Source organism: Solwaraspora sp. WMMA2059 (assembly GCF_027497315.1).
GTDB lineage: Bacteria > Actinomycetota > Actinomycetes > Mycobacteriales > Micromonosporaceae > Micromonospora_E.
Genome location: NZ_CP114908.1, coordinates 2,969,820 through 2,987,540, shown reverse-complemented (window position 1 = coordinate 2,987,540; position 17,721 = coordinate 2,969,820). Strand labels below are relative to the sequence as shown.

General features: G+C 71.5%; 8 protein-coding genes. 3 read left to right on the top strand and 5 right to left on the bottom strand.

All coding sequences use genetic code 11. The annotated features are described in order from the left end of the window. The 3 genes from O7553_RS13730 to O7553_RS13720 are packed head-to-tail and all read left to right on the top strand — an operon-like array spanning position 1 to position 2,296. A complete protein-coding gene (locus O7553_RS13730; protein WP_281555176.1) occupies positions 1 to 972 on the top strand; it encodes an enoyl-CoA hydratase/isomerase family protein in 972 nt (323 codons plus the stop codon). An 8-nt stretch (positions 973 to 980) separates the two neighbouring features. Then, positions 981 to 1,964, top strand: a complete 984-nt coding sequence (locus O7553_RS13725; protein WP_281555175.1) for an LLM class flavin-dependent oxidoreductase — start codon at positions 981 to 983, stop codon at positions 1,962 to 1,964. Then, positions 1,961 to 2,296: a VOC family protein gene (locus tag O7553_RS13720; protein ID WP_281555174.1), complete on the top strand. Its 336-nt coding sequence runs from the start codon at positions 1,961 to 1,963 to the stop codon at positions 2,294 to 2,296. Before O7553_RS13725 ends, O7553_RS13720 begins: the two co-directional genes overlap by 4 nt. A gap of 691 nt (positions 2,297 to 2,987) precedes the next feature. On the opposite strand, the gene O7553_RS13715 is transcribed toward O7553_RS13720, so the two are convergent. From O7553_RS13715 to O7553_RS13695, 5 genes are all read right to left on the bottom strand, one after another. After that, on the bottom strand, positions 2,988 to 3,773 hold the full coding sequence (locus O7553_RS13715; RefSeq protein ID WP_281555173.1) for a fused MFS/spermidine synthase: 786 nt from the start codon (positions 3,771 to 3,773) through the stop codon (positions 2,988 to 2,990). A 20-nt stretch (positions 3,774 to 3,793) separates the two neighbouring features. Then, entirely contained in the window at positions 3,794 to 5,254 is a 1,461-nt protein-coding gene (locus tag O7553_RS13710) for an RICIN domain-containing protein (protein WP_281555172.1), read from the bottom strand. A 366-nt stretch (positions 5,255 to 5,620) separates the two neighbouring features. Further along, positions 5,621 to 7,108: a condensation domain-containing protein gene (locus tag O7553_RS13705; protein WP_281555171.1), complete on the bottom strand. Its 1,488-nt coding sequence runs from the start codon at positions 7,106 to 7,108 to the stop codon at positions 5,621 to 5,623. Beyond that, a complete protein-coding gene (locus tag O7553_RS13700; protein WP_281555170.1) occupies positions 7,105 to 16,287 on the bottom strand; it encodes a MupA/Atu3671 family FMN-dependent luciferase-like monooxygenase in 9,183 nt (3,060 codons plus the stop codon). The genes O7553_RS13705 and O7553_RS13700 overlap by 4 nt, the downstream gene beginning before the upstream one ends. Beyond that, positions 16,284 to 17,591 (bottom strand): MFS transporter, encoded by a 1,308-nt coding sequence (locus O7553_RS13695; protein ID WP_281555169.1) that lies wholly within the window; start codon positions 17,589 to 17,591, stop codon positions 16,284 to 16,286. Before O7553_RS13695 ends, O7553_RS13700 begins: the two co-directional genes overlap by 4 nt. Positions 17,592 to 17,721 lie beyond the last annotated feature (130 nt).

Sequence of the window (17,721 nt, the reverse complement as noted above, 5' to 3'; positions counted from 1 at the left end):
GTGAAGAAGACCGAAGCCGAACTTCTGGAACAACAGTGGGACGTCGAGAACATGGAGGTCGACCCCGAGGTCCTGGCGAAGTACGTCCGGTACGACGTCGACGAGCAGCGGTCGGTCGCCACCATCACCTTCGACCGTCCCGAGCGGCTCAACGCCATTCCGGTGGCCGCCTTCGAACGCGTCGGCGACTTGGTCCGCGAGGCCGAGACCGACGACCGGGTCAAGGTCATCGTGTTCAAGGGCGAAGGTGAACACTTCGGCACCGGCGCCGACGCCGCCGAACTCGGGCACTACATCGGCTACCGGACCGGCACCGACAAGGCATCGCGGCGGCGGCCGGCGCAGCGGCAACGCATCCTGCCCGACCGCAACGTGCTCAGCTCCGGATTCACCCGCCCGATCATCGAGTCGCTCAAGGCGACCATCTGCCAGGTGCAGGGGTACTGCTACGGCGGCCATTTCCAGATCGCGCTGTCGGCTGACATCGTCATCGCCAGCCCTGACGCCCGGTTCACCCATCCGGCGTTCCGTTACCTCGGTCCCGCCCCACAGGACATGTACCACTGGATCGAGAAGGTCGGCCTGACCACGATGAAGGACGTCATGCTGACCATGCGGGCCATCGGTGCCGAGGAGGGCGAGCGCAAGGGCCTGGTCACCAAGGTGGTCGAACGTGACGAACTGCAGCGCTGGGTCGACGACTACGCCGACGCGATCGCGGTCATGCCGCTGGACTCGCTGATGATGGGCAAGTCGATGATGCAGTTGGTCATGGAGGCCCGGGGCAAGGGCCTCGGCGCGATGACCGGCTGGGTCGGGCACGGCTGGGCGACCAACGTCAGTTTCGACGACGGGGACTGGAACTTCCTCAAGGAGCGCCGGGAAAAGGGCATCGGCCGGGCGCTGGCCGACCGGGACCGGCTGGTCGCACCGTACTTCCGGCTCAGCGACACCCGGTCGCGCGAGAAGTAGGCGCGGTCGTGAAGTTCGGCATTCTCCTCGACCATCAGTACGAGCTCGGCGACGACCTGCAGCGGCGGACCGGTGAGACGGTCGAGTACGTCCAGCACATCCGCGACCTCGGCTACGACTCGGTGTTCGGCATCCACCACTATTTGTCGTCGCTGGCCACACCCCAGCCGATGCCGCTGCTGAGCCGGCTCGTTGAGCACTCCGGCAGCATGCAGATCGGCACCGGCATCCTCATCCTGCCCCTTGGACATCCGGTGCACTGGGCCGAGGAGATCGCCACGATCGACCAGATGTCCGGCGGCCGGTTCGTCCTGGGCATCGGCTCCGGCTACCGCGACGCCGAGTTCTCCTCGTTCGGCGTCGACCGGCGTACCCGGGTGTCGCGGATGAACGAGGCGCTGGCGGTGATGCAGCGGTTGTGGACCGGTGAGCCCGTCCACCACCAGGGGCGGCACTTCACCCTGGACGGGGTGCGGTGCAGCGTACTGCCGCGGCAGCGGCCGCACCCGCCGGTCTGGGTCGGTGCCAACGGCCCGACCGGCATCGCCCGGATCGCCCGTCAGGGCCTGCCGTGGCTCGCCCCGTCCAACGTGCGCCGCAACTGGGCCGTCGGAAACCTGACCGAATACCGGGAACAGCGCCGCGCGGCTGGTTTCGACGACGACAACGCGGTCTTCCCGATCCACCGGGACCTGTGCGTCGCGGACTCCGCCGACGCTGCGCACGCCATGGCGGGCGACGCGGTCCGCCGATCGTACGGCGAGTACGTCCAGTACGGCATGGACTACTTCGAGTCCCAGTGGGAGGCGATCAAGGAGAAGGCGCTCTTCTTCGGCTCGCCCGACGACATCGCCGCGAAGATCTCCGACTTCGCCGCCGCCGGCTTCAACCACTTCGTCTTCCGCGCCCAGTGGCTCGGACTGCCGATCGAGCGGTCCGTCGAGATCGTCGAACGGTTCGCCCGCGAGGTGATGCCGAGGTTCCGGCGGTGAGGATCGGCCACGTCATCGTTGCGGCCGGGGACCTGGCCGCGCAGGTCGACTTCTACACCCGGCTCGGGCTGACGGTGCGGTTCCGCGACGGCGACCGGTACGTCGCGCTCACCGACGGGACGGTGACCATCGGCCTGGCCGCCGGGTCACAGCAGCCCGTCGCCGGCCGCACCCTGCTCAGCGTCGAGGTCGACGACCTCGACAGCTGCGTCGCCGAGTTGACCGCGGCCGGCGCGTCCGTCGGGGAGCCCGTGTCGGGCCCGCACGAGCGGCGGTCGGTGGTCGTCGACCCGGGCGGCGTCCCAGTCGTCGTCTACGAACGACGGACCTGACCGGCGAGGCGGTGCCGGCCCGGTGGGTGCAATCGCACCGTTCGCGGAAGCGGCACTTCGCTGAGCTCCGGCGCCCGTCCGTCGCCATCGCCAACGGCGCCCCGAACGGGCCCGGCTCCACCACCTCCCAGATGCTCACCCGGTCCAACGACTGGCCGTGGCGGAGAACGCCCGGCCGGGCAGCAAGTACTACGACAAGCTCGACACGACAAAGGTCGCCGTCGCGGGCTTCTCCTGCGGCGGGCTGGAGGCCTACGCCGTCTCCCACGACCCGCGCGTCACCACCACCGGCATCTTCAGTAGCGGTCTGCTGAACGACGCCGACGACTACCAGCTCAGGAGACTGACCGAGCCGGTCGCCTACTTCATCGGCGGGCCCAGCGACATCGCGTACCCGAACGTCATCGACGACTGGGGCATGCTGCCGGCCGGGTTGCCCGCCTTCACGGGCAACCTCAGCATCGGGCACGGTGGCACCTACGACCAGCCCAACGGCGGCGAGTTCGGTCGGGTAGCGGTGCTCTACCTCAAGCGGCACGCCGGCCTGCGCCGCCGCATGCACCGTGCAGGACCGGTGGAACAGCGGCTTCGACGCAACCGTCACCTGCGCCGGAACCTGTTTTCACCACCATTGACGGATCTACCGGCTCGGCGGGCCGGCACTCAGGGTGCCGGCCCGCCGAGCCGGAGTTCACCGTTGCGGTTCATCGGTGCGGGGCCGGGCTCCGGCGACGAACCTGTCCAGCGCCGGTCCGTGCAGCACACCGCCGGGTACCGGGTCGCGCAGCGCCCGTACCACCAGTTGCGCCACCGGCAGTCGGCCTGGCGCCCGTGTCGCAGCGAGTACCACGTTGCCGTACCGCCGGCCGCGCAGCATCCGCCGGTCGGCGACGGCACAGACCTCGGCGAAGACTTCCCGCAGGGTGGCAGCCTGTACCCGGGTGCCGACCAGTGGCGGCAGGTCGGTGACGTTGACCAGGTAGATGCCGTCGGGTCGCAGTACCCGGGCCACCTCGGTGGCGAACCCGACGGTGGCGACGTGCGGCGGCATCCGGGCTGCCTGGTAGATGTCGGCGAGCACCAGATCGTACGCGGCGGCTGGCGCGCCGGCGACCGCCTCCCGCGCGTCGGCGACCATGACCCCGACGCCGGCCGGCCGGGGCGGCAGGTCCCGCGCCACCAGCGCGACCACCTCGGGATCCCGCTCGACGACGGTCTGCGCCGAGCCGGGTCGGGTGGCGGCGACGTAGCGTGGCAGCGTCAGCGCACCGCCGCCGAGGTGCAGCACGTCCAGCGGGGCACCGGCCGGCGCGGCGAGATCGGCTACGGCGGCCATCCGGCGGACGTATTCGAAGCGCAGGTACGCGGGATCGGCGACATCCACGTACGACTGCTCGACCCCGTCGGCGAGCAGTATGCGCCCGGTTGACCTGGTCGGGTCGACGGCCAGGTCGAGCCGGGCGCCGGGTGCCTGCATGACCAGCAGACTAGCGATCCTCAGACGGGCGTACGCGACCACTGCTGGTTGGTGCCGGTGTGGCACGACCACTGTTTGAGGACGACGCCGTCGGCGGTCGAGGCGGCCGGCACGTCCACACACTTTCCGCTGTGCCGCGCCCGGAGCTGGAAGTAGCTGCCGTTGGTGACCATCTGGAACTGCTGGTTGTCGCCGGTGCCGCAGGTGTACTGGATGAGCTCGGCCCCGTCGGCGGTGGAGGCGCTCACCACGTCGAGGCACTTTCCGCTGTGCCGGCTGATCAGGCGCCAGTAGCCGCTGCCGGCGTCCTGGAACTGCCACTGCTGCCACGCGTTGCCGTTGTACGCGTACTGGCCGACCCGCGCACCGTTGTCGGTGTTCGGCTGCTGGACGTCCATGGCCTTGCCGCTGTGCCGCGCGTTGACCCGGTAGAACGTCCCCGTCGGCGGCGTCGAGGGGTCGTCGCTGACGGCGTCGCCCCAGCCGTAGCGGATCCGGTCGGCGCCGGACGGGTTGCGGACCGTCAGGTCCAGGTTGGTGCCGCTGCCGCTGAGCGCGAACATCGAGTACCAGTCGTACCCGATGTTGCCGGTCTTGCCGCCGATGGCCGGCCAGTAGGTGCCGCCCATCTGGTTGTCGCGCATGACCTGGGCCATGGCGCGGATGTGGCGGACGAAGTTGTCGGTGCTGCCCGGGTTGGCGTAGTTGCGACCGTCGTCCATGGGCGCGCCGAACTCGGTGGCGACCGCGCGGGAGGCGCAGTTGCCGAGCCGGGTCTGGATGTGGCTGCGGAAGGCGTCGTAGCTCATCTCGCCGTAGAAGAATGCGTAGTGGTGGAAGGAGAACAGCGTCGAGTTGAAGCGGCTGTCGTTGCAGACGTCCCGCAGGTCCTGGCTGTAGCCGGTGCCGCCGATGAGCACCCGGCCGGGCACCGCCGAGTAGTGGTAGCTGAGCCAGTTGGCCGCGACGTCGCGCCACTGCGCCGAGCTGTAGCCGTGCGGCTCGTTCATCGGCTCGAAGTAGACGTTGGGGTTCGATCCGTAGGTGTTGGTGACCGTGGACCACATCGCGTTCCACGCGGCGAGGTTCGTGATCCGGCCGCCGGAGGCGGCACCGTCCTCCCAGTAGGCCAGGATTACCTTGAACCCGCGTTCAGCGGCGGCGTCGATGGCCCCTCGGTAGGCCTCCCACCATGCCGTCCCGACCGTGTGGGTGTTGATCGGCAGCCGGACGGTGTCGACGCCCATGGTGGCAGCCATGTCGTCGTAGATGGCGTTGGCCTTGGCCCGCACCGTCGCGTTGCTGTCGGACGAGTTGAGTCCGTGCACGACGAGCGGACCGGTGCTGAAGTTGTCACCCAGCACGGCCCAGTTCATGCCGCGGAACTGGCTGGTGGCGGCGGTGGCCGGCGACGACGTGACAACTGCGGTGCCGACCATCGCCGTCAACACGGCCACCAGGGTGATCGACAATCGACGCAACGACCGGGTTCTGGACGATGACTCTGACAAGATCTGGCCTCCCTGGGAAACGGACACCGGGCCGGACGGCTACCGCCGGCACCGCTGTCTCTCCGGTCACACGGGCTATGTGTGCGTTAACGTCAGCTGTCTGCGTTGGGACGAGGGATTCGCAGCTTCCGGCAGGTATGCGCCGTTCCTGGCGGGTGCTCGACGTGACCACACGGGCAGGTCGGGCATGTCCTGCCAGTATGGGAGCCATGTCTTCGACACATTACGTTCGTGTTTCGGACAAGTGTTAGCGATCGCATCTAGAGTGTCAAGGAATCGAACACGATCGTTCAATCCGGGTCTGTCGTCGTGGCCCTCGGCGGACGACTCCGGCGGTCAGAGGTCGGCAAGCAGACGGTTCGGGCCGACAGCCGCCGTGGCGAGCAGGTCGACATACCTCGTCATCCAGCGGCGAACGGTGTCGTCGTCGAGCCGGTCCACCGGGTACTCCAGATAGCCGTCGATCCCGTCCGGGCCGGGCATCAGGACGATGAGCAGCGCCGCCCGCCCGACCCCGGTCGGCACCTCGTGCACCCGTACAGCCAACTCCGGCAGCTCGATCCGGGTGTCGAACGTACTCTGAAAGGCGAAGCTCACCGTCACTCCGGACGACGCCGCGCCCTTGTCCGGCGCGGGTAGCTGCTGGTAGATCCAGGCCGTGGGCAGCAGATTGTCGATGCCGGCGAACAGGCCGTCGGCGGCCTGGCCGACCAGGTGGGCGAACGTCGCGGCGGCGGCCGTGCGGATCCGTACCGGCAACGCCGTCGCCAGCACGGTGACGGTGTCCTCGTACGCCGTGGGTGACCGGTTGGCGTACGGCATCGACAGGGTGACGTCGGGCTGCCCGCTGAGCCGGGCGAGCAGCAGCGCCAACGCCGCAGCGGCGACCGCGGTCACCGTGGCACCCAGCTCCCGGGCGAGCACCTCGACGGCGAGCCGAATCTGCCCCGGGATCTCGAACCGACAGGTGGCGGCCCGCCCGCTCGGCTGCTGCGGTGCGGGGCGGTCGAACGGCAGATCCAGCGCCAGCGGCCCGTCGCCCAGGTGCTCCGCCCAGTAGGCGAGCCGTCGGCGGCGGGTCGGCTCATCCCACTGGCCCTGCTGCCAGCGTGCGTAGTCGGTGCACTGGGCGGTGGGCGGGCCGAAGTCCGGCGTACCTGAATCGCGGGCGGTGCGGTACCCGTCCGCCAGCTCGCGCAGCAGTACGGTGACCGCCCGGCCGTCGCAGGCGACGTGATGCAGCACCAGCACCAGCCAGGACTCCTCGGGCGCCAGCCGGATCAGCGCGTACCGCACCGGTGCCTCGTCCGCCAGCGCGAACACCGGCGCCACCACCTCCCGGCAGAAGGCCTCGGCCCGCCGCCGCGCCGCGTCCGGCGCCAGCGCGGTCAACTCGACGACGGGCAGCGGGACCGACCGGTGGGCGAGGATCCGCTGGGTCCAGGTGCCACCGTCGCGGATCAGCCGGGCACGCAGCGCATGGTGCCGGGCGACCAGACCATCGAGCGCGGCGTCTAGCGCGGCGACATCGAGTTCGCCGACCAGTTCCAGCCGCAACCCGACGTTCCAGCTGGCGGGGTGCGTGCTGCGGCCGGCGACCTCCACCACCCTCTCCTGCTGGGCCGACAGCGGCGCCCGGGTCACCTCCCGCTCGTGCGCCGGTGCGGCCAGCCAGCGCAGCAGTTCGCCCTTGTGCGATCGCAGCGCCGTGACCAGCTCCGGACCCATCGCGGCGGCCGGGGCGTCGTAGTGCAGGGTGTCGCCGGTGCCGGTGAGCCGCACATCGTGCACGGCGACGTACTCCAGCAGCTCGGCGAAGGTCACAGCGTGCCCCGCACCCGGCTGACGGGCCCGCCGTCGGCGGACGCGGCGTGTCCGCGCAGCCGGCCCACCATCGCCGCGATGGTCGGGGCGCGGAAGAACTCCAACGCCGGATAGTCCGCTCCGGTGGCCTCGCGTACCCGGTTCAGCAGGCGCATCGCGTTGATCGAATGCCCGCCGAGGGCGAAGAAGGACGCGTCGTGGTCGATGCGCTCCGGATCCTGGTCGAGTTCGGCGGCCCACAACGCCCGCACCGTCCGGGTCAGCGAGTCACCGGTCGGGTCGTTGTTCCGGGTCTCCCGCCGGGCCGCCGGTAGGGCCACTGCCTGTGGTGTCGTCGGCGGGGCCAGCGGTGGCGCGGGCTCACCGGTACGGATGGTCGGCTCCGGCAGCCCGGCACGGTCGACCTTGTTGTTGCCGGTCTGCGGCAGCGCCGGCAGCATCGCCCACACCCGGGGGATCAGCACGTCGGGCAGTTCGCGGGCCATCGCGGCGACGAGCCGGTCGGCCAGCCCGTCGGGTGCCACGCCCGGCGCGGGTACGGCGTACCCGGCGAGGTACGCCTCGTCGCGCCGGTCCCGGCGGGCCACCACGATGCCGTCGGTGACCAGATCCAGCCTGCGCAGGACGGCCGACGCCTCACCTGGCTCGACCCGGTTCCCCCGGATCTTGACCTGGTCGTCGGTACGGCCGAGGAACACCAGCACCCCGTCGGCGGTCCACCGCACCAGGTCCCCGGTGCGGTAGCGGCGCGAACCGGGGCCGCCGGGCGGGTCGTCGACGAACCGCTGCGCGGTCAGCTCGGGCCGGTTCAGGTAGCCGCGACCCACTCCGGCGCCGCCGATGAACAGCTCCCCGACGGCGCCGACCGGAGCCAGGTTGCCCCACTCGTCGCGGATCTCGACCCGGACGTTGTCCAGCGGCCGGCCGATCGGAATCGGACCATCGGCTCCGGCCACCGCCGGCGCCACCACGTCAAAGGTGGCGATGACCGTCGTCTCGGTCGGTCCGTACACGTTGCGTACGACGTACGGCACCCCGGACTGTGGGCGTACCCGCAGTTGCTGGCCGCCGACGGTGAGGTGACGCAGCCGGGGCTGGGCCGCGACAGGCAGCGAGAGCAACCCTTCCCCGATCGGTGTGGGCAGCATCGCGACGCTCACCCCGGCGGTACGCATCCAGCGCGCCAGCGCCATCGAGTCCAGCCGTACGTCGTCGTCGGCGATCGTCAGGCTCGCACCGACCTGCAGCGGCGGCCAGATCTCCAGCACCGAGGCGTCGAAGCTCTGCCCGCACACCACGGCACTCCGGTCGTCGGCGGTCAGCTCCAGCTCGTCGCGGTACCACCGGCACAGGTTCAGCACGCTGCGGTGGGTGATGACCACACCCTTCGGCCTGCCGGTGGAACCGGAGGTGTACATGACGTAGCACGCCGCATCCGGATCGTCCGCCACGCGGCCGGGGTCGTCGGACCCGCCGACGGGATCGGTGTCGCCGTACCCGTCGACGTGCAGCAGACGGACCCCGTCGGGCAGGTCCGGTGCGGTGTCACCCCCGGTGGCCAGCACCACCCGGGCCGCGCTGTCCGAGACCATGAAACTCACCTGCCGGCCGCCGAGGGACGGATCCAACGGCAGGTACGCGGCTCCGGCGCGCAGCACCGCCAGGGCGGCGACGACGAACTCCGGTGACCGGGGCAGCCACAGCGCCACGATGTCGCCTGCGGCGATCCCGTGCCGGACCAGCCGCTGCGCCAGAGCGGTGGCCTGCTCGTCGAGTTGCCGGTAGGTCAGCACCGTGCCGCCACCGATCACCGCGACCGCCTGCGGCGTGCGTCGCGCCCACTGCCGCACCGCGTCGTGCACACCACCGGGCGGCAGCACGCGCTGTCGTCCAACGCCCCAACCCTCCAGCGCGTCCCGGTCGGTGTCGAGGATGCCGACCAGCTTCGAGATCGGCGTATCGGGCTGGTCGACGGCGGCGGCCAGCGTCGCGACCAGATACGACAGCAACCGCTCGGCGCTGTCCGCCACGAACAGGTCGGTGCCGTACTCCAACCGGCAGTCGATCCCGTCGGCGTGGTTGGTCACGTACAGGGCCAGGTCGGTCACCGCCCGTTCGGCCCGGTGCGCCAGGGTGCGGGCGGTCACCCCGGGCAGGTCGAGCGGGAGCTGGTCGCCGCCGTTGTCGAACTCCACGATGGTCTGGAAGACCGGGGTCCGGCTTGTGTCCCGGTCCGGGCTCACCGCGCCGACGACGGCGTCGAACGGCATGTCGGCATGGTCGTACGCGTCCAGGGCGGTGTCGCGGACCTGCTTGAGCAGGTTGGCGAAGGTCGGGTCGCCGGACAGGTCCAGCCGCAGGGCGACCGTGTTGAGGAAGAACCCCACCACCGCCTCGGCGCCGGTGGGCCGGACCGACACCGGTGTGCCGACGACCAGCTGATCGCTGCGGGTGAACCGGCGCAGCGTGGCCGCGTACCCGGCGAGTACCGTCATGAACAGCGTGACCCGGTGCGCGCTACTGAGCCGGCTCAGCAGCCCGGACAGCTCCGGGTCGAGCCCGCGCAGGACCGACGCGCCGGTGCCACCGCGCACCGTCGGGCGTGGTCGGTCGGTCGGCAGGTCCAGCACCGGCAGTTCACCGGCGAGTTGCTCCCGCCAGTAGGCCAGACCGGCCGGCGCGGCGGGCGAACCGCTGCCGGCGTCCGCCTCCCGCCGGGCCAGGTCCAGGCAGTCCACCGGAAGCTCCGGCAGGTCGGCGGAGCGGCTGCCGAGTGCGGCCCGGTACAACGCGGAGAGATCCCCGGCCAGCACCCGCACGGACTCGGCGTCGACCACGATGTGGTGCACGGACAGCACCAGCACGTGCCGCTCGGCCGACCACCGCAGCAGCCGGGTCGCCAGCAGCGGACCCTGCGCGAGGTCGAACTCGCGCCGGCTCTCCTCGGCCAGCACCTGCCGTACGGTGTCGTTCTCGTCCCGCCCGGCGTGCTCCTCGACGGTGAGGTCCACTGTGCCCCGGCCGAGGACGACCTGGACCGGTTCGCCGTCGCGTTCCCGGAACACGGTACGCAGCGCCCCATGCCGGGCCACCAGCTGCTCCAGTGCGGCCCGCAGCGCCGGCACGTCCAGCGGACCGTCGAGCCGTACGCTGACCGCCTCGTTGTAGGTGCCCTGGCCCGGGTGCAGCCGTTCGAGAAACCACATCCGCGCCTGCCCACGCGACGCCGGCCCGGACCGGTCCGGGCCGGCGTCGCGGACGGCCACCGGGTTGCCGGTCGCCGCCGTCAGCCTGACCGGGGACGTGTCGGTGGGCGGTGCGTCGGTCGGTGACGTCTCGGTCGCCGCCTGGTAGCTGGCCCGTAGCTGGTCCAGCTGCGGCAACCCGGCCCGCACCTGGTCGGGGGATGCGCCGAAGTCGACCAGCGTGGCCACCTCGTCGACGCCGGCGGCGGTGAGCGCGTCGATCAGCCGGATGCCGTCGTCCGGCGACCCGATCAGCGCCCGTGCCTCGCAGTACCGTTGGTAGGCGCGCTGGAACACGTAGTCCAGATCGTCGGCGTCGGCGGTGTCGAGGTCCACCTGGAATCCGAGACTGTTGGTCATCTGCCCGAACAGCGACAGCGAGGAGTGCAGGTACGCCTTCAGCGGCGCGAACGCCTCGGCCCGCGCCCGTGCCGAGTCCGCACCGAGGTAGGTGTGCACGAGCACGACCACCCGGCCGCCGTCCGGGTCGAGCCCGTGCGTGGCCCGGGTCTTTCGGTAACGCCGGATGTTGTCGGCCAACTGTTCCACCGACTGGCTCATCAGGTTCGTGACGATGCCGAGGTCGTGCTCGGCGGCCCGCTGGTACGACTCCGGGTTACCGACCACGGCGACGAACATCGGCGGCATCGCCTGCACCGGGCGGGGCAGGGTGCGGATCTCAACCGGTTCGCCGGTGCCGCTGCGCCGTTCGACGGCCTCGCCACGCCACAGCCGACGTACCTGGTCGAGGTGGCGGTACATCACGTCGCGGTGGGCACCGAAGTGCTCCGGGGCGAGGACGAAGTCGCCCGCGTGCCAGCCGGGCGCACAACCGATGCCGACTCGGCCGCCGGACAGCCGGTCGACCATGGACCAGTCCTCGGCGACCCGGATCGGGTCGTGCAGCGGCAGGACCACCGATCCGGCGTGCAACCGGATCCGGCTCGTCTCGCGGGCCAGCGCGGCGGCCAGCACCACCGGGTTGGGGAACACCCCGCCGAAGGAGTGGAAGTGGCGCTCGGGGATCCACAGCGCGTGGAATCCGTGCTGGTCGGCGAAGCGGGCCGTGTCGACGATCAGCTCGTACGGGTCGGCAGCCCCCGAGCCGGGCGGATAGTCCCCGAAGAAGTACACGCTGAAGTCCGGTGCCGGTCGTCCCGGTCCGCCCGCCGGTTCGAGGCTGCCTGCTGCTGCGGTACTCGCTGCCGGTTCGGTGCGTACCGCCGGTCCGGTTCCTGCCGTAGGCAGGGTGCGCACCGCCGGTCCGGTCGGGGCGGTGTCTTCCGGTTTCGCCGTGGGCACGGCGGGCCCGGCCGGACGGGGGAGCAGCCCGCCGGCACGCATGTCGCGTAGCGAGGCGCGCACCGCGTCGATCACCAGGTCGACGTCGTCGTCGGTGTGTGCGGTGGAGAGGAAGAAGTTGCGCCACTCCCAGACGTACACCCCCTTGAGCAGCAGGTGGTGGTAGAGCAACTCGAGGTCGGCGCGGTGCTCGAAGCGGAACTGCGAGCCGACGTGGCCGAGCCGGACCGGGTACTCCTCCTCGGCGATAAAGTCGTTCAGCGTGCCGACGAGCCGGTCGGTCCGGGCGTTGAGCTCCTGCTGCAGTCGTGGGCTGTACTCGGTCAACCGGGTCAGCACCGCGCGCGCGGCGGCCATGGAGACCGGATGCTGGATATAGGTGCCGCCGAAGAAGGTCGTCTCCCGCTGCGGGCGGCTGTCGTCGCCGTAGCGCCAGAATCCGCCGTCGACGCCGTCCATGATGTCGGCGCGTCCGGCGATCGCCCCGATCGGGAAGCCGCCGCCGAGCAGTTTGCCGTACGTGACGAGGTCCGGGGTCACGTTGAACAGGCCCTGTGCGCCGCGCGGATGGGGCCGGAACCCGGTCAGCATCTCGTCGAACATCAGCACGATGCCGTACCGCCGGGTGATGTCCCGGAGCCGGCGCAGGAACTCCGCCGGCTGCAGGGACGGGTGGCGGCTCTGCACCGGCTCGACCACGACGGCGGCCAACCGCTCCCCGAGTGACTCGATCACCTGCAGGCTCTCCGGTACGCCGTAGTCGAGTACGACCAGGTCCGCGACGGCGCTGGCCGGGATGCCGGTGCTGACCGGGACGGTGGTCCGGTCGGCACCCGTCCCGACCGAGCGGCCGAGCACATTGTCGGCGTGTCCGTGGTACGACCCGTGGAACATGACGATCTTGTCGCGTCCGGTGGCGGCCCGGGCGAGCCGGATCGCGGCCGAGTTCGCCTCGGTGCCCGAGTTGGCGAACGCCACCCGGGGCATCCCGGTCAGCTCGCTCAACAGCACTGCGGCCTCTCCCGTGTCGACGCTGCGCGGTCCGAGCCGGATGCCCCGGGACAGGTGTTCCCGGACCGCGTCGGCGACGAAGTCCGGTTCGTGGCCGAACAGCAGTACCCCGAAGCCCATGGTGATGTCGACGTACCGGTTGCCGTCCACATCCTCCAGCCATGCGCCCTTGGCACGCTGGCCGGCGATCGGGTACAGCATCTCCTTGGTGGCGCTGCGGAAGCCGACGACCGCCCGGCTGTCGGCGAGCACGCCACGGTGGCGCTGGGCGATCTCCTTCGACCGCCGGGTCTTCGCCACGAACCGTCGCCGCAGGTCGTCCAGATGGGCTCGGCCGTGGCCGGTAGCGACCGCGCCGGCCGGACCGCTGTCGGGTGCCACGACCACCCTGGGCCCGTGCACGTCAACGCCCGGTGCTGCCGGTACCGCAGTTGGCACCGGCGGTTCGGCCGGTGCCGGTGTGGCTGGTGCCAGCGGCGCTGGCGGTGCTGGCGGTGCCGGGGTCCGACGGGACAGGATCAGGCGCGACAGTTTGCTCGGGGTGTCCGCTTCCTCGAACAGTTCGCGCATGGCGAGCCGGACGCCGAACTCGCCCTCGAACTCCCGTAGTGCGTTGATCATGGCGAGTGAGTCGGCACCCATCTCGACGAACGGGCGGTCGATGACGATGTCGTCCGGGGCGCAGCCGAGATGTCGGGCGCTGATTTCGCGTACCCGCTCGATTACCGGCGCGAGGTCCGGCGCGGCCGGTGCGGCGGCGACGGTGGCACCAGCGTCGCGGACGGGTTCGACGTCGACCATGAGCCCTCCAGGTTCGGTTCGTGCCAGCGGCGGTCCGGTCCAGTGGACTCGTCGCTGGAACGGGTACGCGGGCAGCGGCACCCGGCGCGCGTGCGCCTGCCCGGCGTCGAGCAGGGCGTTCCAGTCCAGATCGACTCCGTGGACGTGCAGCCGGGCACAGGTGTCGAGGTGCTGATCGAGTTCCGCGCCCCGGCGCTGAGCGGCGAGCGCCGACGACCCGGGCAGTGTCGCGCGCAGCAACCCGACCAGACTCGGTTGTGGACCGAGCTCCAGCACCGGCACACCGGCCGACCCGGCGGCGGCCGACGTCTCGGCGATCGCGGCCGCGACCAGGTCGAACCGGACCGGCATCCGGGTCTGCCGCACCAGGTACGCCGGGTCCGGCCGGTGCCCCGCCGGTAGCACGGTGCCGTCCACGCTGCTGACCAGCGGCGTGTCCAACGGCGCCCACGGGACCGACCCGAACGCCTCGCCGAGCCGGGGGAGGATCGGGTCGAGCAGTGCCGAGTGGAAGGCGCGGTCGACGGCGAGCCGGTGCCAACGCACCCCGAGACGGTCGAGCACGCCACAGCCGGCGTCGAGCGCCTCGACCGGCCCGGCGACGACATGTTGCTCGGCCGCGTTGGTCGCGGCGAGGTCGAGCCGCCGGTCGGTGGCGAGCACCTCGTCGACCGCGGCCCGGGTGGCGAAGACGGCCACCATGCCGCCGGGTGCGGTGTGCTCCCGCATCAGCCGTCCGCGCAACCCGGTCAGCCGCAGGCCGTCCTCGATCGTCAGCGCTCCGGCCGCAGCCAGGGCCGCGTACTCGCCGATGCTGTGGCCGGCGACGAGGCGCGGCGCCACCCCGAGCGAACTCCACAGCCCGGTCAGTGCGACCTGGAACGCGAACAGCGCCGGCTGCGCCACGTCGGCGGGCCAGATCCGGTCGTCACCGGAGAGGCCGTCGAGCAGCGGCGTCAGCACCGACGGTCCGCCGCAGCGGCGCTGGTACGCCTCGCAGGCGTCGAGCACCGCCCGCACCTGCGGGTACCACCGGTACAGCGGCCCGGCCATGCCCGGGTACGAGGTGCCCTGCCCGCCGTACACCACCACCGGCGCCACCCCGCCGGGCCCGCCGGAGGCGATGCCGGCGCCCGGCACCGTGCCGGTGGCCACCCGCCCCGGGCGTTGCCGCCCCGGCGCGGCGAGGTAGTCGTCCAGGGCGTCCGCGAGCGCCGTCGTCGTCGCGCCGGACACGACGAGTCGGTGCGGCAGGTGCGGCCGGCCGAGTGCGGTGGTGGTGGCTAGGTCGGCCGGGTCGAGCCCGGGGTCGGCCCGCAGGTGGTCGCGCAGCCGGCGGGCGAGCGTACGCAGACTCTCCGGGTGGTACGCCGACAGCGGCACCGCCACCGGGTCCGCCGTCGCGGGCGGTGCCGTCGCGGGCTCCTCCGCCCCGTGACGGGCGGGGCCGGGAGGTGCCGTCGCCGGCAGCCCCGGTCGTGCCGGTGGCGGTGCCTCCAGGATCAGGTGGGCGTTGGTGCCACCGACCGCGAGCGCGGTCACCCCCGCCCGGCGCGGCCCGGACAGATCGGGCCAGGCGCGCGCCTCGGTGGGAATGACGAACGGGCTGGCCGCCAGGTCCAACGCCGGATTGGGGCGCTCGAACCCGACCAGCGGCGGAATCGTCGCGTGCCGCAGCACCAGCACCGTCTTGATCAGGCTGGCCATGCCGGCGCAGGCGTCCAGGTGTCCGATGGCCGGCTTGGCCGAGCCGATCGCGCAGTAGCCGGTCCGGTCGGTGCGTCGGCGGTACGCCGAGGTCATCGCCTCGAACTCGATCGGGTCGCCCTTGTAGGTGCCGGTGCCGTGGGTCTCCAGGTAGCCGATCGTCTCCGGGGAGACCCCGGCCACGTCGAGCGCCCGCAGGATGGCGTCGCGCTGCCCGGCGGCGCTGGGCGCGGCGTAGCTGGTCTTCGCGGCACCGTCGTTGTTGACACCGCCACCCAGGATCACCGCGTGGATGGTGTCCCCGTCGGCGACCGCCCGGTCGTACCGCTTGAGCAGCACCGCCGCGACCCCGTTGCCGCCGACGGTGCCGTCGGACGACGCGTCGAACGCGCGGCACCGGCCGGACCGGGACAGGATGGTGCCCTTGACGTGGCGGTAGCCCAGGATCTGCGGGGTGTGCACCGCCGACGCGCCGGCCAGGGCCAGGTCGGCGTCGCCGGCGAGCAACGCCTGGCCGGCCAGGTGCACCGCCACCAGCGCGGTCGAGCAACCACTCTGCACGGTGGCCGCCGGACCGGTCAGGCCGAGCCGGTACGCGACCCGGGTGGCGGCGAAGTCGTTGTAGTTTCCCACGGCCACCTGGAACGCCGGGGCGAAGTCACCGTCCCAGCGGGCGGTGGCCAGGTTGTTGCGCAGGTAGGTGTTGAGCGGATAAAGGTGGTATCCGACACCTGCGAAGATGCCCACCCTGGTGTCAGATCGCGCGCCCGCGTACCCGCCGTTCTCCAGCGCGTGGTAGCAGGTCTGCAGGAACAGCCGGTGCTGCGGGTCGACGGTGCGCGCCTCCTGCGGGCTCATCGCGAAGAACTCGGCGTCGAACGAGTCGATGTCGTCGAGCACCCCGCTGACGGCGACGAAGTCCGGTGACTCGCGCAGCTGCTCGGGCACGCCGGCGCGGGCTAACTCGGTGGGGCTGAACCTGCGTACGCTGGTCACGCCGTCGCGGATGTTGTGCCAGTACGCCTGCGGGGTGTCCGCGCCGGGTAGCCGCAACGCCATGCCGATGATGGCGATCCGCCGGTCGTCGGTGCCACCGCGCGTCGGGGCACTCATGTCGTCGTCCGCCGACGCGCCCACAGCGCGGCCAGGAAAGCCACTGCCAGCAGTACCGCCAGCCCGTGGAACAGGGTGACCACGGTCAACGGACTGAACTGTTCCAGCAGAAAGGAGCAGGCCACCATGCCGACGCCGAAGCCGAGGTTCTCTGCGGTCGCGGAGAACCCGAAGACGTAGCCGCGTTGATCATCCGGGGTGGCCTGCAGCCGGGTGGTATAGGCGATCTCGGTGAAGCCGTCGGCGATGCCGGCGACGGTGGCGACCAGGACGGCCAGCGGCAGCGGCGGCGCGGTGAAGGTGAGGATGAACGCCACCGACATGAGCGCCGCGCCGGCGGCGAACGCGCGCTCGTTGATGGTCCGGCCGGTGCGTCTGGCCCAACGGGCGACGCCGCGTTGCGCGATGATGTTGCCGACCGCCCAGGTGGCCCAGAACTGGGACATGAACGCGGCCGGATGCTGCGGGTCCAGCATGGTGGACAGCACCGGCAGGCCGACGTTGTGCGAGGCCGAGCCGAAGGCGTCGGCGGCGCGCAGACTGATCAGCGCGAGCAGGACCGGGGTGAGCCGCAAATAGCGCAGGGCCGTCAACTGCGCGGCGAGAATCCCGGGCCGCCGCAGCGCGTCATCCGGTCCGGCGTCTGCTGCGGCGCCCGGCACGGAGTCCGCCGCCTCGGCCGCGTCCGTCGCGCCTGCCGGCCGCCGGCTGCGGGTGGTGATCGGCAGCCGGGCCAGGACCGCCGCTGAGAAGAGGAACGCCCCGGCGTCGATGAGAAACGCACCGGTGTAGCCGACCGTGGAGATGAGCACGCCGGCCGAGGCGAACCCGGCGACCATCGCCAGCGAACGGCCGGTGGCCAGCAGCGCGTTGGCCCGGACCCGTTGGTCCTGCCCGACGATCTCGGGGATGCTGCTGCGCAGCGCGACACTGGTGACGGTCGCCCCGGCGCCGGTGACGACCGCGACGGCGTACAACAGGCCGGCCTGGGCCGTGGCTGGCGCGATGACCAGCACGATCAGGGCGAACGCCTGGCTGACGTCGGAGGTCACCATCAGCCGCTTGCGGTCGAGCCGGGACACCAGGCTGCCGGCGCCGAATCCGGTGAGGACACTGGTGGCCAGGCGTAACGCCATGAACAGGCCGGTGTGGGTGGCGCTGCCGGTCAGCGAGTACGCGAACAGGCTCAGCGCGATCATGTCCAGATAGGTGCCGTACGCCGAAACCGCGTTGCCGACCACCAGGAAGCGGAAGTGTCGCATCCCGCTGCCGGTCCGGCCCGGGTCCTGATCCGTGACGGTCACGATCGGCCGGCGGGTACGTCAGGCGCCGTCGGCCTCGGTCGTGGGGGGTGCCCGGCAGAGCGGGAAGGGTGCGGCAAGCTGTGCCCCCAAGGACGGTGGTCGCCATTGGCTCGCGGTTACGTGATGACTA

Bases quoted from the DNA above. Each gene is read 5' to 3' on its own strand.
- O7553_RS13715 (WP_281555173.1), bottom strand. From the start codon at position 3,773: ATGCAGGCACCCGGCGCCCGGCTCGACCTGGCCGTCGACCCGACCAGG.
- O7553_RS13700 (WP_281555170.1), bottom strand. From the start codon at position 16,287: ATGAGTGCCCCGACGCGCGGTGGCACCGACGACCGGCGGATCGCCATC.